Source organism: Mesorhizobium sp. RCAM 05104, assembly GCF_059683645.1.
The window spans coordinates 2619927-2637250 of record NZ_CM185033.1 but is presented as its reverse complement, the minus strand read 5'-3'; the positions used below and the strand labels follow the sequence as shown (position 1 = coordinate 2637250).

15 protein-coding genes and 4 pseudogenes are annotated in these 17324 nt (G+C 61.1%); 5 read left to right on the top strand and 14 right to left on the bottom strand.

The genetic code is table 11. The annotated features are described in order from the left end of the window. The first annotated feature begins 178 nt into the window (after nt 1-178). On the top strand, nt 179-1693 hold the full coding sequence (gene istA, locus AC56QP_RS13070) for an IS21 family transposase (protein WP_489859523.1): 1515 nt from the start codon (nt 179-181) through the stop codon (nt 1691-1693). Next, entirely contained in the window at nt 1690-2583 is an 894-nt protein-coding gene (gene istB, locus AC56QP_RS13065; protein WP_352722235.1) for an IS21-like element helper ATPase IstB, read from the top strand. Before istA ends, istB begins: the two co-directional genes overlap by 4 nt. Before the next feature lie 49 nt (nt 2584-2632). Here the strand turns inward: istB and AC56QP_RS13060 are convergent. Continuing rightward, nucleotides 2633-2770 (bottom strand): annotated as a pseudogene (locus AC56QP_RS13060) (transposase); the annotation flags it as partial. A gap of 280 nt (nt 2771-3050) precedes the next feature. Between AC56QP_RS13060 and AC56QP_RS13055 the strand changes: the two are divergent. Beyond that, nucleotides 3051-4169 carry an IS110 family RNA-guided transposase gene (locus AC56QP_RS13055; RefSeq protein WP_497100515.1) on the top strand — a complete coding sequence of 373 codons (1119 nt, stop codon included), beginning with the start codon at nt 3051-3053 and terminating at the stop codon, nt 4167-4169. 361 nt (nt 4170-4530) lie between these two features. On the opposite strand, the gene AC56QP_RS13050 is transcribed toward AC56QP_RS13055, so the two are convergent. The 4 genes from AC56QP_RS13050 to tnpA (AC56QP_RS13035) all read right to left on the bottom strand — a co-directional run bounded on the left by AC56QP_RS13050 (nt 4531) and on the right by tnpA (AC56QP_RS13035) (nt 7569). Then, nucleotides 4531-5115, bottom strand: a complete 585-nt coding sequence (locus AC56QP_RS13050) for a UPF0149 family protein (RefSeq protein WP_497109052.1) — start codon at nt 5113-5115, stop codon at nt 4531-4533. Nucleotides 5116-5129: 14 nt separating this feature from the next. After that, a complete protein-coding gene (gene tnpC, locus AC56QP_RS13045) occupies nt 5130-6713 on the bottom strand; it encodes an IS66 family transposase (RefSeq protein WP_497100517.1) in 1584 nt (527 codons plus the stop codon). A 71-nt stretch (nt 6714-6784) separates the two neighbouring features. Continuing rightward, complete coding sequence (tnpB, locus tag AC56QP_RS13040; protein ID WP_352608055.1) at nt 6785-7135, bottom strand: IS66 family insertion sequence element accessory protein TnpB; 351 nt, start codon at nt 7133-7135, stop codon at nt 6785-6787. Next, nucleotides 7132-7569, bottom strand: a complete 438-nt coding sequence (gene tnpA / locus AC56QP_RS13035; RefSeq protein WP_352608053.1) for an IS66-like element accessory protein TnpA — start codon at nt 7567-7569, stop codon at nt 7132-7134. Before tnpA (AC56QP_RS13035) ends, tnpB (AC56QP_RS13040) begins: the two co-directional genes overlap by 4 nt. Before the next feature lie 71 nt (nt 7570-7640). Between tnpA (AC56QP_RS13035) and AC56QP_RS13030 the strand changes: the two are divergent. Then, a pseudogene (locus tag AC56QP_RS13030) lies at nt 7641-8056 on the top strand (IS6 family transposase); the annotation flags it as partial. Nucleotides 8057-8279: 223 nt separating this feature from the next. Here AC56QP_RS13030 and AC56QP_RS13025 read toward each other — a convergent pair. The 7 genes from AC56QP_RS13025 to AC56QP_RS12995 form a co-directional block, all read right to left on the bottom strand. Further along, entirely contained in the window at nt 8280-9884 is a 1605-nt protein-coding gene (locus AC56QP_RS13025) for a Ulp1 family isopeptidase (RefSeq protein ID WP_497109051.1), read from the bottom strand. Beyond that, complete coding sequence (locus tag AC56QP_RS13020) at nt 9881-10939, bottom strand: hypothetical protein (protein WP_497109050.1); 1059 nt, start codon at nt 10937-10939, stop codon at nt 9881-9883. The genes AC56QP_RS13025 and AC56QP_RS13020 overlap by 4 nt, the downstream gene beginning before the upstream one ends. Beyond that, complete coding sequence (locus AC56QP_RS13015) at nt 10912-11538, bottom strand: hypothetical protein (RefSeq protein WP_497109049.1); 627 nt, start codon at nt 11536-11538, stop codon at nt 10912-10914. The genes AC56QP_RS13020 and AC56QP_RS13015 overlap by 28 nt, the downstream gene beginning before the upstream one ends. Nucleotides 11539-11673: 135 nt before the next feature. Continuing rightward, nucleotides 11674-13245, bottom strand: a complete 1572-nt coding sequence (tnpC, locus tag AC56QP_RS13010) for an IS66 family transposase (RefSeq protein WP_489863891.1) — start codon at nt 13243-13245, stop codon at nt 11674-11676. Between the two features lie 54 nt (nt 13246-13299). Continuing rightward, nucleotides 13300-13653, bottom strand: a complete 354-nt coding sequence (gene tnpB / locus AC56QP_RS13005) for an IS66 family insertion sequence element accessory protein TnpB (protein WP_258580693.1) — start codon at nt 13651-13653, stop codon at nt 13300-13302. After that, complete coding sequence (gene tnpA, locus AC56QP_RS13000; protein ID WP_258599064.1) at nt 13634-14098, bottom strand: IS66-like element accessory protein TnpA; 465 nt, start codon at nt 14096-14098, stop codon at nt 13634-13636. Before tnpA (AC56QP_RS13000) ends, tnpB (AC56QP_RS13005) begins: the two co-directional genes overlap by 20 nt. A gap of 32 nt (nt 14099-14130) precedes the next feature. Beyond that, the gene (locus tag AC56QP_RS12995; protein ID WP_497100519.1) at nt 14131-14643 is read right to left on the bottom strand and encodes a hypothetical protein; all 513 of its coding nucleotides are present in this window, start codon (nt 14641-14643) and stop codon (nt 14131-14133) included. 315 nt (nt 14644-14958) lie between these two features. Here AC56QP_RS12995 and AC56QP_RS12990 point away from each other — a divergent pair. Next, nucleotides 14959-15421, top strand: a pseudogene (locus AC56QP_RS12990) (DDE-type integrase/transposase/recombinase); the annotation flags it as partial. A gap of 88 nt (nt 15422-15509) precedes the next feature. Here AC56QP_RS12990 and AC56QP_RS12985 read toward each other — a convergent pair. Both AC56QP_RS12985 and AC56QP_RS12980 read right to left on the bottom strand, forming a co-directional pair. Further along, entirely contained in the window at nt 15510-16631 is a 1122-nt protein-coding gene (locus tag AC56QP_RS12985) for a beta-ketoacyl-ACP synthase III (RefSeq protein WP_497100520.1), read from the bottom strand. Nucleotides 16632-16897: 266 nt separating this feature from the next. Then, nucleotides 16898-17245 (bottom strand): annotated as a pseudogene (locus AC56QP_RS12980) (glutamine--fructose-6-phosphate transaminase (isomerizing)); the annotation flags it as partial. Between the last annotated feature and the right edge of the window lie 79 nt (nt 17246-17324).

Here is a 17324-nt window from a genome sequence, read left to right as displayed (position 1 = left end):
CGGCGATTAGGATGAGATTCAGCGTCAATCAAGATGAGACTCGGCGGGGGTGGTGTGACGCACTGAGGGCGTAGCCCGAACGGAGTTACACCACCCCCGCGGCGTCACTGCCGGCGTCTGTTGAGCGCGGTTGGCTGAAGTACCTTGGCGATTTTCTGAAGAATGGAGAATCACCTTTGTGCCAGGCCGTCATGTAACCGACCATCAGATGAGGCTCTTTATGAAGTTACGACAGGAACACACGACCGAGGTTGCCGCGGCCAAGGCGTCGATCAGCAGAGCGACGGCCTATCGCATCAAAAAGAATCCGGACCTGCCATCGCAAAAGCAAAAGGCTCGCGGCCGGCGACGGCCTGACCCTCTCGAGCACATCTTCGATGCTGAAGTCGTTCCCCTTTTGAAGGCGGCGCCAGGCATCCGTACAGTCGCCATCTACCAAGAGATGCTGCGGCGGCACCCGGAACTGAGCGAGGGCATTCGCCGGACCCTGGAGCGGCGCATTCGGTCATGGCGCGCCATCCACGGCGAAGAGCAGGAGGTCATCTTCCGTCAGCTTCACGAGCCCGGCCGGCTCGGGCTGTCGGATTTTACCGACATGAGCAGCCTGGGCGTGTCGATCGCTGGCCAGCCGCTCGATCATCTGCTCTACCACTTCCGGCTCGCCTGGTCGGGCTTCGAACACAGCCACGTCATTCTCGGTGGCGAGAGCTTCGTGGCCCTGGCCGAAGGACTGCAGAACGCGCTCTGGTCACTTGGCGGAGCGCCGTTCTATCACCGCAGCGACAGCCTGTCGGCGGCTTTCCGCAATCTCAGTGCCGATGCGCAGGAGGACCTGACACGGCGCTACGAGGAACTCTGCGCCCATTATCGCATGACGCCGACCCGCAACAACAAGGGCATCGCCCACGAGAACGGGTCGATTGAAAGCAGCCATGGTCATCTCAAGAGCGCCATCCGTGACGCCCTTCTGATGCGCGGCAGCAGGGACTTCGACGATCTCGACGCGTACCGCGCCTTCATCGATGAGATCGCCAGCCGGCACAACGCCAATCATGGCAAACGCATTGATGCCGAACGCCCTCATCTGCAGGAACTCCCCGACCGGCGGACCAGCGACTTCGAGGAGGTGGCCGTGACCGTGTCGCGGACGGGTGGCTTCACCTTGCGCAAGGTCTTCTACACCGTTCCCTCCCGCCTGATCGGACATCGGCTTCGCGTCCGGCTGTTCGACGATCGCCTCGAGGTCTTTGTCGGAGGAACACACCTGATGACGCTGCCCAGAAGCCGCGGGCATGCGGATGGAAGGCACGATCAGGTCGTCAATTATCGGCACGTCATCCATTCCCTGCGCAAAAAGCCGATGGCGCTTCTTAATCTCGTCTATCGTGACAAGCTCTTCCCGCGGCAGGAATACCGCAGGGCCTTCGATGTGCTCATTGAGCGGCTGCCGGACAGGCAGGCCTGCAAGGTGATGGTCGAATTGCTGGCGCTGGCCCATGATCGAGGCTGCGAGCGCGAACTTGCCGAGCAGCTCGCCGAGACCCTCGACGCCGGCGACCTGCCCGATATTGCTGTCTTTCGATCGCTATTCGGCCCGGATCCCGCACTGCTGCCGACCGTCTCGGTGCAACTCGCTTCCCTCAACGGCTATGAAGCCCTGATCGGCACGGCCTATGCGGGAGACGTCGCATGAAGGCCGCCCACATCATCGACGAAGCCCGTCTCGGCATCATGCTCAACGAACTCAGATTGCCGACGATCAAGACCCTGTGGCCGCAATTTGCCGAACAGGCTGATCGAGAGGGATGGCCCGCCGCCCGGTTCCTGTCGGCCATTGCCGAGCATGAGTTGGCCGAGCGCGATCGGCGCCGGATCGAACGCCATCTGGCCGAAGCGCATCTGCCGCCCGGAAAGACACTCGACAGCTTCGCCTTCGATGCCGTACCCATGGTCTCCAAGGCGCAGGTCATGGCCATGACCGCCGGCGATAGCTGGCTCGCAAAGGGCGCCAATATCCTGTTGTTTGGCCCGCCCGGCGGCGGAAAGTCGCATCTCGCCGCAGCTATCGGGCTCGCCCTCATCGAGAACGGCTGGCGTGTGCTGTTCACCCGAACAACCGATCTCGTCCAGAAGCTTCAGGTCGCACGGCGTGAGCTGCAACTCGAATCCGCCATCGCCAAGCTCGACAAGTTCGATCTGCTCATCCTCGACGATCTGGCCTACGTCACCAAGGACCAGGCCGAAACGAGCGCGCTCTTCGAACTCATCTGCGCAAGATATGAGCGGCGTTCCATCATGATCACCGCCAATCAGCCCTTTGGAGAATGGAACAGGGTCTTTCCCGACCCCGCCATGACCCTCGCCGCGGTCGACCGACTTGTTCATCACGCAACGATCTTCGAGATGAATGTCGAAAGCTACCGGCGCAGATCCGCCATCGAAGCCAAACGCCAGCGCGGCAGGCCAGCCTCCTACGCGACAATCAAAAACACGCACGAGCTTGTCGCGGAGCGACAATCAGAAAACGGCGAAACTCTTGCCAGCGACAATCAGCATGATAATTTGCCCGTGACCGCGCTCTGAGAGTCTCATCCAGATTGTCGCGCAGGTCTCTTCCAGATCGACGCGCTATACGGGGACGCCCACGCCGACCAGGAACCGGCATCAGTGGCGCGATCCGCTCCCATTCCTCATCTGTCAGATCACACGGATAACGCTTCGTCTTACGCGCGATCTTGGCAACACGGCCACGGCTCTGTTCGGTCCACATCCACGCTCTGAATCAGACTTCATGCGCAAACGAAACCCCTCAAATCCGATTTTCCAAACAGCCTCTGATTATGCGCGCCGCATACGCCGCAAGTCGCCGACGAAAGATGATGTCTGGCACCTGGATGAAGTCGCGGTGCGCATCAACGGTCAGAAGTGCTGGTTGTGGGTAAGACCTTATGTCCTTTCTGGTTGCCGGTTGTGAGGTGGTTCGCCCTACACTGGCAGTGTTGAAACGAGGGTTGCTCGTCGAGCCTATCCTCATGCCAGGAGGACGAACCATGGAAGAATATAGCGAAGTTTTCGTAGGATTGGATGTTGCGAAGGATCGGCATGCTGTTGCTCTCGCCGAGAGCGGGCGTACCGGCGAGGTTCGATATGTCGGAGAGATATCTTCCGATAGTGCGTCAGTACGCCGCCTCGTCCGCAAGCTCGGACGCCCAGGTGTACGATTGAGATTTTGCTATGAGGCTGGACCCACCGGATACGGTCTGAAGCGGGAGATCGAAGCGCTTGGCTACGAGTGCGCCGTGATTGCTCCGTCTCTGATCCCGCGCAAGCCTGGCGATCGGGTCAAGACGAACCGCCGCGATGCCGAGAAACTTGCCCGGCTGTTCCGTGCCGGTGAGCTGACGGAGATCTGGACACCGGACGCTGCTCATGAGGCTATGCGTGACCTGATCCGCGCCCGCGAGGCGGCGGTGAAGGACCGAACCCGCAAGCGGCAGGAGATTCGATCCTTCCTGTTGCGACATGGCAAGATTTATTCGGGCTTGAAGGCCTGGGGAACGAAGTATCTCAAATGGCTGCATGGACTGAGTTTCTCATACCGCAGTCAGCAAGCTGTCCTGCAGGAGTTGATCCTCGCAGAGTCGCAGTGCCGGGAAAGAGTAGCACGCCTGGAAAAAGCAATCGAAGACGGCCTGCTCGACTGGCCACTCGCGCCGGTAGTCGAACGCTTGCAGGCTTTGCGTGGGGTCCAGCTCATTTGTGCGGCTACCTTCATGGTCGAAATCGGCGATGTACGCCGCTTTGCCAACCCGCGACAACTGATGGCTTATCTCGGACTTGTCCCCTCGGAGCGCTCGACCGGGGACGCCGTGCGACGGGGCGGTATCACCAAGGCTGGGAATGCCCGAGTGCGCCGCGTCTTGGCCGAGAGCGCCTGGACTTACCGCTATCCGGCCAAACTGGGGAAAAGAAAATACTTCGAAAGCCGCCACATGCCTGAAGTCGTGCGAGACATAGCGTGGAACGCACAGGCGCGCTTGACCAAGCGCTACAGGGCCCTGATCGCGCGTGGCAAGCGCAGCACCGTGGCTGTGACCGCAATAGCTCGGGAACTCGCTGCTTTCATGTGGGCCATCGCCCGAGCGGATGAGCAGCAGGCAGGAACCTGATAGGTCGCGACGAAATAATCATCGCGCCTATCGGCGGGGACGTGGCATTGAATGGGGAATTCCCGGCATCGCTTTGTGGCCGGCAATGCCGACGCCCGTTGTAAGAGAGAGGACCAGCCCCGGACGAATACATGGACATGCGGTAACCAACCCGCGCATCAGAGCTTGTTCACCCGCGTCCCAGGCCACGTCTCCACCGATAGGCGCTCAGTCAATGAGAAACCGACCGAGGAAATCGGTGTCGGGTGGATTACTGCGCAGATCGCGCCTTGCAAAAGGACATCAGAGCGATGCGCCAAGGCACCTTTCCCGAAATAGTGCTCTATAGTAGGGCAGCCGTTGGTCCGCGCGTCGCCGCCGATCACTGCGGATCGTCATAACGGGTGACGTAGTGGAGTTCGCGCAGGGCGGGGATGACGAGGGCGATGTCTTTGTAGGCCTCATGCTCGATGAAGCGCGCGGTTTCGGGCCCCGGCCTGGGCTTGCCGAGGACGGGCCGCCCCTTTTTGTCGACGCAGTAGATCAGGATCGGCAGCAGCAGGCCGTGGTTGGGGTTGTCGAGGTCGAGTAGCCGTTTCCATTTTTTGATGTTGAGATTCATGGCCGCGTAGAACCCCTGGCACCACGGCCGGGGGTCGATGCCGCCGCTGGGCTTGGTGGCGAATCGGGGCGCATAATCCTGCGGTCTGTCGAAGAGCGTCTCGTTGATCCGGTTGTGGATCCTGGCGACGCTGGCAAACACGGCGTGATCGGTAGCAGAGCCTTTGGCCAGGACGTCGCGCGGCAACCCCATGAGGGGGCACATCCAGTCTTGCGGGTCCGGGAACCGTGGCCCGGTGACCGCTGCCGTTACGAAGCCATCCAGCGCCGACATGGTCCGCACCAGCGGGCGACGGTTGATCTTGACGGCCATCCAGGCCTCCAGCGCCTCGTCCGAAAGCGCCATGTCATCGATTGCGCTCATGCTGCCAACGGGAGCGGCATCTCTTGGCGGCGCACCCAATTCCACGGCATCAGCTCATCCCAGCGCGAGGCTGGCCAGTCGTTCTGGATGCGCTCGGTGACATCGGCCATGTAGGCTTCGGCATCGACGCCGCAGAGCTTGCAGGTCTCGATGATGCTGAGCACGACCGCTGACCGCTCGGCCGCGGCGAAGTTGCCCGAGAAAAGCCAATTGCGCCTGCCGACCGTAAATCCGCGAATCGCCCGCTCCGCGATCAGGTTGTCGGGCTCGAGCTGGCCATCGTAGAGGAAGCGATTGAACGCGCGCCATCGTCTGGTGCCATAGGCGAAGGCCTTCGCGATATCGGCATGGCGCGACAAACCGTTGCCCTGGCGCGTGAGCTGTCGTCGCAGCGCCCGGACCAGTGGTCGGGTCCGACTTCGTCGTGCGGCCAATCTCTCGGCGGGCGGGAGTCCCCGTATCTCTTCCTCGATCCGGTAGATCGCCTGGATACTGGCCATCGCCGTCGTGCTGAGCTCGGTCGGCTGGCTGTCGTGAACGTCGAATATCTTGCGACGCAGATGGGCCAGGCACGCAGCTTCTCGAATGGCGCCGCCCTTGTAGAGCTGGTTATAGCCGCTGAAACCGTCGGCCTGGAGCGTGCCGGCAAATCCGGCGAGCTCGGTCATCACGCTCTCGCCGGCGCGGCCCATGGTGGCGCGATACCAGGCGATCGGCGGCTCCTGCGAACCCGAATTGCGGTCGTCGGCGACGTAAACCCAGAGCGCGCCCTTGTGGGTCTTGCCGTTGCCGGGCGCCAGGATCGGAAGCCGCGTGTCGTCGGTATGAATCTTGGTGCGGGTACGGCCGATCTCACGGATGCGGTTGTAGATCGGGTCGAGCAAGGCGGCGGCGTAGCCGGCGCTGCGCGCAAGGGTGGATCGCTCGATATCGACGCCCTTGGCGGCCATCATCTGTGCCTGACGGTAGAAGGGCAGATGATAACCCCACTTGGCCATCATGATATGGGCGAGCGCGGCATAGCTGAGCTTACCGCGTGCAATGGCCTTGGCTGGCGCCGGCGCCTGGATGATTTTATCGCAGGTCCGGCAGCTGTACTTGGGTCGAATGGTCTCCATCACCTGCCAGGCCTGGGCAACCAGATCGAGCATCTCGTCGCTATCTTCGCCCATGGCGCGCAGATCGCCGCCGCAGCCCGGGCAACATGCGCAAGACGGCTCGCGAACGGCCCGCTTGCGCGGCAGGTTGGGATTGAGCTTACGCACCGGCAACACCCGGACCTTGTCGGTGTCAGCAACGATGGGCAGCTCGAGATCGGGCACGCTGGCGGCGAAATCGGTCTCGAGATCTTCGAGTTCGAGCCGCATCTGGCCCAGCTTCTCGGAGGAGCGGCCGAAGGCCTTGCGGTTGAAGCGATCGATCCGCAGCTGCAGGCGCTGGATGCGAAGTGCGGCCTCGGCGCGCTCTCTTCGAAGCTGCTCATCGCGTTCGGCGATGGTGATGTCACGGGCAGAAACGGCCGCCTCCAGAAGGGCGATCCGAGCGAAGAAATCAGCGGTTGAGGGAGCTTGTTCCGACACCCAAAACCTATACCCGAAAGACCCTCGTCACGGAAGAAGAATCAACACAAAATCAATAAGAAACATCAAAATCAGCCAGCCAAACGCGGTCGATAAATCTTGCTCGGCCGGCGCCAATCGATCCCGTCCAAAAGCAGCGAAAGCTGCGCCTTGGTGAGCGACACGGCGACCTGATCCTTGGTGGTTGGCCAGGCAAAACAACCATCGGTCAGCCGCTTTGTAAACAGACAGAACCCCTGGTCGTCATGCGACAGAATCTTGATGATATGACCCTTGTGTCCACGGAAGCAGAAGATCGCGCCGGTGTGCGGGTCGAGCGCGAGCACCTGCTGCACCATCCGCGCCAGGCTGTTGATCCCGCGACGCATGTCGGTCGCGCCGCAGCACAGGTAAATCCGGTCGGTCGGCACCACCGTGATCACCTGGTCAACTCCGCCAGGACGATGCGCAGTGCTGTCGGATCGACGATCCCGTCGATCCGCAATCGCGTGCCGCTCGCAAAGGCCACGACGATCCTGCCGGCCGGGTCCGGGCAATCGGCGACGGGGCGTTCGACATCCGGCAGATCGCTCACGTCGATGCGCGCGAAGGTCGCCATCGCCTGATCGGCATCGAGTTCCCCGCCGGCCATCTGCTTGCGCCACGCATAGAGCTGTGACGGAGCTACGCCGAACGCTTCCGCGACCTCGGTCACCGACGACCCCGCCGCGCTCGCCAGGTCGACCAACGCGCGCTTCTCAGTGCAACTCCACAGCCTTCGTTGCCGCACGCGCCCGGGCACCGTTTTAAGACCTTCGGCCGCCGCGGCGCCGCTTAACTCGGCGACCATATCGCCCGTTGCATGTTCCAATGTCATGGCCCGAAACCTCCATGTTCATCGGCATCTTGCAAGGTGCCCTTGGCGCACCGCTTACGGTTGTGGAGCCGGTTGATCAGGACGGATATCTGCTCGACGAGATCGTCCAGACGCGTCGCAACAGCAAGGCCGCCAAGCGCCTGCTGACGCGACTTCTGAAGAAGCAGGGTCTGCTGCCAAAGCGTATGATCACCGACAAATTGCGCTCCTACGGGGCGGCCAAACGCCAGCTCATGCCGAACGTGGAACACCGCTCGCATAAAGGCTTGAACAACCGGGCGGAGAATTCTCACCTGCCGTTCCGAAAACGGGAACGAACGCGACAGGGTTTCCGGTCGGTCGGCTCATTGCAGCATTTCGTGTCGATCTTCTCCGCCGTCCGAAATCTCTTCGTCCCATCCCAGACAACCGCTCCGCAGCACAAATTCGAACCCATCGACGCCAGGCAATGGCCGCGTGGGAGGCCGTGAGTGCACGGCCTGCCTGAAAAGCGCGGTGTCGGCCTCACGCGGCCACATTTCAAACAACGTGACAACGCCGCTGTACGTGTTCTTGCTGCTTGCCACCATAGTTCAGTTCGGACCGGGCCTGCGCTTCTATAGGAAGGGTTTGCCTGCCCTGTGATCCACATCCCTTTTTCGCCGACGTAGCGGTTACCGTCCAGAGCGAGGCGATCGCAGTTGCTTGGGCAAAACGTTTCAAATTCGACTTCATGCTGATCTTTTGCGTTCAGGGAGCCACGGCGCCTGGGTTGGCTGATGAACACCGTCCGTTCGCGCATGTGGGGTCGAATTAACTCTTGGCGAAGAGGAGGCAGGCTCATCATCCAACAGTAGCCGGAGTTCCGCTGGGTCGAATGCCATCATTGGTGGGGAGGCGGGTTCATCATCCAACAACTGCCGGGGCTCCTCCTCGTGCGGCATGCGCCCCCTGAGTCGGTTTTGCAGCGCCTGCCGATCGGCGATGAGGTTGTCGAGGTGCAGCGGCTCGTGGTCCGGCCGCTTCCCGTCCACCAATCGTTGAAGCAGCGCCCACGTGCCCTCCAGCACAAAGACGCCGCAATCATAATGGTTCGGCTGTCGCGGCATGCGGGCTGGCGTCAAGGTGGCGTTCAGCAGTCTTGCGAGTTGTGTTGCAGGCACGTCGTTGTATCCCTCTCGCTGAAGGGAGTCGTAGTGATAGGCGAACCGCCTTTCCGGGTTGCGGCGATCAACGAGCAGCAGCGACCAATGGGTGCCGGGGCTATTGGGAGTGCCATTGTTCAATGGCAGGAACAGGAAGTCGGCTGGGGCGTCGTTTTGATTATAGATGGACTGCAATGTGCCTCGCGCGTTTTGCGGCTCCATGTGGCGCAGTAGATGGGATACCGACGGACTGACTAGCCGTGTCCGGGCGGCGAGCGTCGGATTGATCCCCTGCAGCTGCTGCTCTACGAAATCGTAATCCCTCTGCACATGGGCGTCGCTCAGCCACTCGGTGGCGCCGAGCACCGACCCGTTGGTGACATTGGACGAGGCTGTCGGATCCAACGCCCCGATCTGGGCATCGGAGGAGGTGGTCGTGGACGTAGTCACATCAACCACGGGAAGACCGCGGTAGGTGTCTGGCAGCTTGGCGGTGACTGGCCAGCCGGGTCCTGGAGCCCTTGCCGGTGCCGCTGGCGCAGCTTCACTCATGGGCCGAGGTCGAGTGTGATGGATGAGCTGAACGTCATCGGGGCCTCCCTGCCTCAATACGGCGGCGGACCCTGTCCCTTGCATCATCTGCTGCCACTTCGTCTCGACCATCTGCCCGCGCGGACGCACCGGTGCGGAATGAGCATCGTCGCGCAAGTCGACCGGTGTGGACGGCAAATCAACTAGAGAATCAAGATCGCCGTAGATGTCTAAGGGAGCTCTGGCAGAAGGCGCCGGCGCAAAGTGAGCATTGTAACCCAACTCAGCCGGATCTGGATCAACCAATGCTTCAAAGCCAGGATAGAGATCCTGAGCTCTGGCAGTTGATGGCGACGCCGGTTCTTGCATCCGCCGCCGCACCAACTCCTCGCTCAACCACGCCAAAGCTTCATCGTCCGAGGAGGCTGGCACAAGAGAAAGCTCCTGCGGCGAGCCGGGCTGTCGAGCGCCCTGGTAACGACCCGGTACTGGCCCGGTAAACAGCGGCGGAAAGGCAGGCGATGGAACCCAAGCGTTAAGCTCGAATGATGTGGGCGGATTCTGATGAACCGCCTCAAACCCGCCGTCCTGCCGGCTTGGCAGGACGTTGCTCCCGGCCAACTCGTCCGCGGCCGACTGGTGGTCGTTGCGCCAGTTCAAAGGATGAACGGCTTCTGCGGAATCCGGCGGCTGATGATGGCTCGCGATTGGCCCGAGAAATGGCTGTGGGCCGGCCTTATCCAATCCCCCCAAAGCAGATCCTGATCGTAATCTTCCATGGGTGGCAAAGCGATAGCTTCATGCGGGGCACTGTGCTGCGCAGTGGCGCCTCCGATCGCGCTAGTCTCCGCATGCAGCCTTGGGATGTATTCGCCCTCTCTCTCCCGCATAACGGGCTGCCCTTCCAATGGCAATGCGCCCACCGGGTAGGTGGAGGGCTGCATCGGCATGCGGCCGACTGAATTGCCGATCTCGCTCAGCTGCTGCTGAATGGCGACGGTTGACGGCGCATTCAGGGTCCTCTGCCGCTTCGCTGGCCTCAACAGCACTGTGGAATGTTCATTGTTAATGATGACCCACTCGGTTGGCATGCCCCTGTCAATCGCGCCAGGCGAGCGCCGAATCTGCTGTTCGCTGACCGCTAACAACGGCCGGGTGGCAGCCTGAACCCCAGACTGCCGAGAGCCGGTTGCTCCGAAAGCGCCCGCCGCTATGCTGTTGAGGTTATCCAGTCCAGCGGGCAACTTCCCTGGAGCAATGAAAAATGACGGGGCTGGTTGATTATCCTGCTGTCCTTGAAGCTCCTCTGGCCAACTGCCAGCTTCCGGCCACGCGCTTTGCTGCGCAGCGGCGTCGCCGACCCGCCTCGGCTCCATCAGTGCCGCGTCGTCGAGATCAGGACCGGTGGGAACACGGCGCTCGAGCTCCATCGCTTTAGCGCCGGCCTGCGATTTTCGGAGCTGAGCCAGTGCGAAACCGATGTTCCGATGACCACCGGTGTCCTCCTTGAAGCCCTTGACATCGCCATCCAATGCCTCGCCGGAAAGCCGACCAGCAATGCCCTTCTTGTTGTTTTGACGTAGGTAGTCACTGAAGCTCCTAAGATCAGTTGCATTGGAACTGCCGATATTTGTCGCTGCTTCCTTTCTGTACTCTTTGATGAGAGCCGCGTCCTCCGGATACGGAGTCAACTCAGCGCGGCCTGCGATCGGCACGATTCCCCCGTCGACTGCGAGGTCCGGAGATGACTTATTGCCGTAAGCAGCCTCGAGGGATCACCCTTTCCAATGAATTCGCGCGCATCATCGGTCAGCGATTGCTTGTCGAGCCGATCCTTCACGGGATCTTTGTTATTTGCGAAGAGCCAGTGGCCAAAGCCGAGAAGAGCACTTACATTGTTCTTGGCGGTCTGCTCGGCGGCCCCGCCTTTGACGAGGGCCTCCTCAAGGCTGAAAATAAAGTCTTGATCCCTTAAATGAAGAGGGCGCTTGCTGACCCTTTTCAAAAACTGAGTTGACTGAGCCGGCTGTGGCGCCGAGGACGACGGGCCAGATTCGTCGATCAGCCGATCGTGGCTTTCCGCAGGAAGCTCCTTTGGCCAACTGCCAGCTTCCTGCCACGCGCTGTGCTGCGCAGCAGCGGCGCCGACCCGCCTCGGTTCCATCAGTGCCGCGTCGTCGCGATCAGGAACGGGGGAAACACGGCGCTCGAGCTCCTTAGCGCCGGCGTGCGATTGTCGAAGATGAGCCAGTGCGGCACCGATGTTCCGATGACCGCCGGCGTCCTGCTTATAGCCCTTGACATCTCCATCCAATGCGTTGCCGGAAAGCCGACCAGCGATGCCCTTTTTGTTGCTTTGACGTAGGTAGTCACTGAAGCGTAAGCGCTCATTTCCATGCGCGTTGACGCGGCCCGTTTGACGGGGTCGCTGTCAGACGGCTGCATCGGATCATGCAGCGGCGGTTTTGGCGAAGTTGAAGGGCAGCAGGTCGGTGATGTCGGCGTCTGTGGCGCGCTGCGGCAATTCGCTGAGGACGTGGCGCAAGTAGGCCAAGGGCTCGACGCCACAGGCGCGGCAGGTCAGCATCAGGCTGTATATGACGGCGCTGGCCCTGGCTCCATCCACGGTATCGCTGAACAGCCAGGATTTTCTGCCGGTGGCAAAGATTCTGATATCGCGTTCGAGGAGGTTGTTGTCGATCGGCATCCTGCCGTCTTCTGTGTATCGCGTCAGGTACTCCCACTGGTTCAGAGTGTAGGACACGGCGTCGCCGATCTTGCTATCGGGCAAGACCTTCGGCGCGATGTCGTCGAGCCATATCTTGAGAGCATTGAGGATGGGAACGCTGTGTTGCTGGCGAAAGCGGCGAATGCAATCGGCTTGTGTTTCGCCCTTGTCCGGCTTTTCGTTCCGCGCTTGGCCTTCAACCCGGTAGAGCTGCTCGAAGAACTTGAGCGCCTGCTCCGGCGGACCGCCCCCCTTCTTTCTTGCCTTGAGGGCATCGACGAAGCGACGTCTGGAATGGGCCATGCATCCCACATGGGTGGCCCCTGCCAGCGTGCGCCATGCGGTATAGCCATCGCTCATCAGTATGCCGCGGTAATCGCCGAGGAAGGCCTGCGGATAAATCTGGCCGCGACCCGGTTGATAATCGAGCAGCACGATCGGCTCGTTACTCTCTTCGCCGCTCCGGTATGCCCACATAAATGATGTGCTGGTGGCCTCCCTGTCCTTTTCCTTCAGGACCTGGACGGTGGTCTCGTCGCCATGGATGAGTGCTTGAGACCTGAGCCGCAGCTTCAGTGCGTCATAGATGCGGGAGAGATGCTTCTCGCTCGATCCGATCACCCAATGCCCCAGAGCGCCGCGGCTGACGGGCACGCCGACTCGCTCGAATGCCTGGCTCAAGCGGTAGAGCGGCGTGCCGTCGACGTACTTGTGAACAAGAGCAAATGCCAGTGTCGAGGCCGTGGCGATGCTGCCCGGCAAGGGCTGCGCGGGCATCGGCGCGATCACGACCGGCGTATTGATGCCGGTGCGGTCGCAATGGCGGCAGGCATACTTGAAGCGCACATTCTGCAGGACCTTCGCCTTCACCTCGATATGAAGCTGCTCGGTAATGGCCTCGCCCATGTGGTGCATCCGGTGACGACAGCAAGGACAGGCCTTCTGATCTTCGGGAAGGTCATACTCGACGCGCTCGCGCGGCAGGTGTTCCGGCAGGGCCTTGCGGCCACGCTTCTTTGCCTCCGGCTTTTCGGTGGACGGAAAGCCGGTGTCCGGCAGGTCGATGACATTGCCATCTTCGCTGCCCGCGTCGTCTTCATCGGCAACCTGTTCGGCTTCATTGAAGAGGCGATCAACGTGCTTTTCGCTCTTGGGCGCAAAACGATGTGAGCGCGCCAGCGCCAACTCTTCCTCGAGCTTAACCACGCGTTCTGCGAGCTGACGGTTCTCCGCCTGCAGCACAGCAATGCGCGCCATCAACTCCTCAACAGTCGGTTCGCCAGGTCGATTCATCGTAGTTTTGAATCTGAACCGCACCGACGCGTCAACCGCACAATTCGGGAGCCGTCAGCCCGCAACCTGATATTGCCGCACCGGATGGCGCACCATTGCATCGATGTCGATGCCGTCGAGAATCCAATGGAGCTGCTCGGTCGTCAGCGTAACCACCGCCGTCTCCCGGCGTGGCCATCGGAACCTGTCTTCGGTCAGCCGCTTCAGAACCAGCACGAAGCCGGACCGGTCGAAGAACAAGAGTTTCATCCGGTCGCGGCGGCGATTGCAAAATGCAAAGACCGCAGGCGCAAATGGGTCAAGCTCCATCACCTCCTGAACCAGGACCGCAAGGCTGTTGATGCCGGCCCTAAAATCGATCGGCTCGCGGTGCAGGTAGACGTTGAGATCAGCGCCCAGTCTGAACATGGCCCAGAGCTCCAATGATCGCCGTCAACGCGTCTACATCACCGCATTCCAGCACCAGCTTCACGCCGTTCGGCAAAGACGCGCTCACCTTGGCTGGGAGTGGCGATGAGCCCATGCTTTCCGACTTCGACAGCCGCTCTTCACCACGCGCAGCAGGCCTGTCCACCGAATTGCTCTGCATAGGCAGGCTGTGGTCCGCAGCGGTGACTTGAACTGGAATGAACGCAGACGGTGCAGGTGGCGGCAAAGCACCGGCGTCTTTGGTCGTCTTTATCCATTTCCGAAGAAGGTTGGCATTGATCCCATGTTCAAGCGCAAGTCGCGATACCGACACGCCAGGCTCAAGGCAGGCCGCAACTAGCCGCTCTTTCGACGCCGGGTCGTACCGCCGGCGGCCGTTGCGCAAAATCCGCCTCACCAGCAGTTTCTGTTCATCGTCCTCAATCACTTGGTGTCCACCTCCGTTAAGTGGACACTTCATGCCAAAACACGCTCAATGGAAAAAGGTGCGGAGAAATTCGCGCTTACACTGAAGCTCTTAAGAGCAGTTGCATTCGTACCGCCGGTGTTTGTCCCTGCTTCCTTCCTGTACTCTTCGATGATAGCCGCGTCCTCCGGATACGGAGTCAACTCAGCGCGGCCTGCGATCGGCACGATTCCCCCCGTCGACTGCGAGGTCCGGAGATGACTTATTGCCGTAAGCAGCCTCGAGGGATTACCCTTTCCGATGAATTCGCGCGCATCATCGGTCAGCGACTGCTTGTCGAGCCGATCCTTCACGGGATCTTTGTTATTTGCGAAGAGCCAGTGGCCATAGCGGAGAAGAGTACTTACATTATTCTTGGCGGTGGGCTCGGAGGCCCCGCCTTTGATGAGGGCCTCCTCAAGACTGAAAATAAAGTCTTGATCCCTGAAATGAAGAGGGCGCTTGCTGACCCTTTTCAAAAACTGAGTTGACTGAGCCGGCTGCGGCGCCGAGCCGGCCGGCATTGCTCCACCACCTCCACCTGTATTGGCGACCTCGCTCAGTTGCCGCTCAAAGGCCGCCGCACCTGCGGACGGAGCCGCGGGTGAGCTCTCTTGCGGGCCAGCCCTGTTCGATGCCACGCACCCGCTTGGTCGAGGTGAAGTCCATCGGTTCTCACTTTCAGCAATATAAGCCCGTTTGAAGCTGGGCTTGGATTTGACACAGGGAAGCTGTCGAGAACCTGACGACGACAACGTTCCCGTCAAGACGGATGGGTTGCTAAGTTTTCGGCAACCAGAGGCATGGCATGGCCTCCGGTGTTTCGCCGGAGAGTTCAGATGTTCAACGGTCGCCATTTCGACCAGTCCGCCATCCTGCTTTGCGTTGGCTGGTATCTGGCCTACGGCTTGAGCCCTGGCAATTTGAAGGACATGATGGCCCGAGCGTGGCATCAGGCCATCGATCATTCGACGATCTATCGCTGGGTCGTTCGCTTCTCGCCCTTGCTGCTGAAACGCTTCAATGGGCGCAAACGTGCCGTGACCGGCAAATGGCATGCGGACCAATCGGGCGGCCATTGTTTCCTACAACACGACCAACCCCGCCTCCAGGACCGTTCGCGGCGCAGACTGACGCCGATCCAGATCCGCAGAGCCAATACCTCAACAATCGATCGAGCAGGACCATCGGCGCATCAAGTGTCGTGTACGGCCCATGCTCGGTTTCAATCACGCGCCAGCGCGATCGGCACGCTGGACGGGGATCGAGATGATCCACATGATGCAAAGACGACAGGCGAGGATCTGGCGATCCGCAAGCTGCATGAAGGCAAGACTGGAGGAGCGGTGCCCATGCGGGTGCCGTTCGCATCAGTCTGAAACCGCCGATTTTAGAGCATCCTCAGCAGCGCGCCGCCTATCGAATACCCCGCGCCAAACGCGCAGATCAGGCCGAAATCGCCGGGCTTCATGTCGGCGTGGTTCTCCGACAGCGCGATGATGGCGCCGGCGCCGGCCGTGTTGCCGAGCCGCTCCAGCACCATCGGCGCGCGGTCGTGGTCGACCTCGTGGCCGAACGACAGTTTCAGGATCATCGCATTCATGCGCGCATTGGCCTGATGCAGCCAGAAGCGCCTGACCGCCTGCGGCGTCAGCCCGTGCTCGGCGAGGAATTCGACGATGAACTTCTGCCCGGCGACGGTGACTTCCTTGAACACCTTGTTGCCGACCTGCTTGATCAGATTGCCTTCCAGATTGATCATGTAGGGATCGTCCTGGGCGGTGCGGGTGTGGTAGCCCAGATTCGTGCGGATGTTGTTCGACATCTGCGTCCAGATGCGCGTGTCGAGCACCTCGAATCGTCCCGGCCGCTTCTCGCCCTGGGCAAGCCCCTCCACCACCATGGACACGGACGCGTCGCCGAAGATGAAATGCGTCTGCCGGTCGCGGAAATTGAGATGGCCGGTGATGATCTCCGGCGTCGTCACCAGAATGCGTTTGTGCGCGCCCGACCGCACAAGGTTGACGGCGATGTGCAGGGCGGCCGCCGCCGAAGAACAGCCAAGCCCCATGTCGAAGCCGGCGCCCTTTGTCCCCAACACTTGCTGCATTTCGATGGCGATCGCCGGATAAGACCGCTGGTGATGCGAGGCCGAGCAGATCACCAGGTCGATATCGGACGGGCTCAGTCCGGCATGGTCGAGGGCCTTTCGCGCCGAGGCGATGCCGAACTCGGCCTCGAGCGACAGCGCATCGTCGGGCCGCGCCGGAATGCGCGGGGCCATGCGGGTCGGGTCGAGAATGCCCTCGCGCTCGATCACATGGCGGGTGCGCACGCCCGAGGCGTGGACGATGAAGTCGCTGTCCGATTTCGGCAGCGGCGGCTCGCCGGTCTCCTGGCGGCGCGCATTCTCCATGTCGACCCAGGCATTGAAGCTGGCGACCAGTTCTTCATTGGTGATCTTGGCTTCAGGGATTTCAACGCCGATGCCGCTGATGATGACGCGATGCATTTTCAATCCGTCGCACGCGCAGGCGCTGCGGCCCTCACGTGGGCGCCGAATTCGTGCGCCGGCCGCGTTCGCTCATCCTCGAATTTGACATAGAGGGCGGCGGACCAGTCAGCCATGTCACCTCCCACAATCATTCGACGGTGACCGATTTTGCGAGATTGCGCGGCTAGTCGACATCTGTGCCCATGACCCGCGCCGAGTGGTAGGCAAGAAGCTGTATCGGCAGCGAGAAAATCATCGGCGCGACTATCTCGTCGACTGCCGGCAGCCCCCGCAGCCGCCAATTCGTCCTTCAACTCGGCGAAATTCTCGATAATGCCGTTATGGACGACGGCCACACCATCGCTAAAGTGCGGATGCGCGTTGCGTTCAGTTGGTGCCCCATGGGTTGCCCAGCGCGTGTGGCCGATGCCGATGTTGCCGCTCAGCGGCTCTTCCTTCAGTCTCGTCTCGAGATTGACGAGCTTGCCCTCGGCGCGCCGGCGGTGCAAGGCGCCCTCGGTGATCGTCGCAACGCCGGCTGAGTCATAGCCGCGATATTCCAGACGCTTCAGCGCGTCGACCAACCGCTCCGACACTGGCTGTTGCCCAACGATGCCAACAATCCCGCACATGCTCGTCTCCGATTTCTCCCGGCAGCCTGGGTCGACCGGAAGGACACCCGCCCGGCCGTTTCTATTCAGAGCCTCCTAG

Excerpts from the sequence above, each read along its gene's own strand:
- istB (WP_352722235.1), top strand. The coding sequence starts at position 1,690 with ATGAAGGCCGCCCACATCATCGACGAAGCCCGTCTCGGCATCATGCTC.
- AC56QP_RS13055 (WP_497100515.1), top strand. The coding sequence starts at position 3,051 with ATGGAAGAATATAGCGAAGTTTTCGTAGGATTGGATGTTGCGAAGGAT.
- AC56QP_RS13050 (WP_497109052.1), bottom strand. The coding sequence starts at position 5,115 with ATGGCGCTTTCGGACGAGGCGCTGGAGGCCTGGATGGCCGTCAAGATC.
- tnpA (WP_352608053.1), bottom strand. The coding sequence starts at position 7,569 with ATGACATTGGAACATGCAACGGGCGATATGGTCGCCGAGTTAAGCGGC.
- tnpC (WP_489863891.1), bottom strand. The coding sequence starts at position 13,245 with ATGAATCGACCTGGCGAACCGACTGTTGAGGAGTTGATGGCGCGCATT.
- tnpB (WP_258580693.1), bottom strand. The coding sequence starts at position 13,653 with ATGTTCAGACTGGGCGCTGATCTCAACGTCTACCTGCACCGCGAGCCG.
- AC56QP_RS12995 (WP_497100519.1), bottom strand. The coding sequence starts at position 14,643 with ATGCCGGCCGGCTCGGCGCCGCAGCCGGCTCAGTCAACTCAGTTTTTG.
- AC56QP_RS12985 (WP_497100520.1), bottom strand. The coding sequence starts at position 16,631 with ATGCATCGCGTCATCATCAGCGGCATCGGCGTTGAAATCCCTGAAGCC.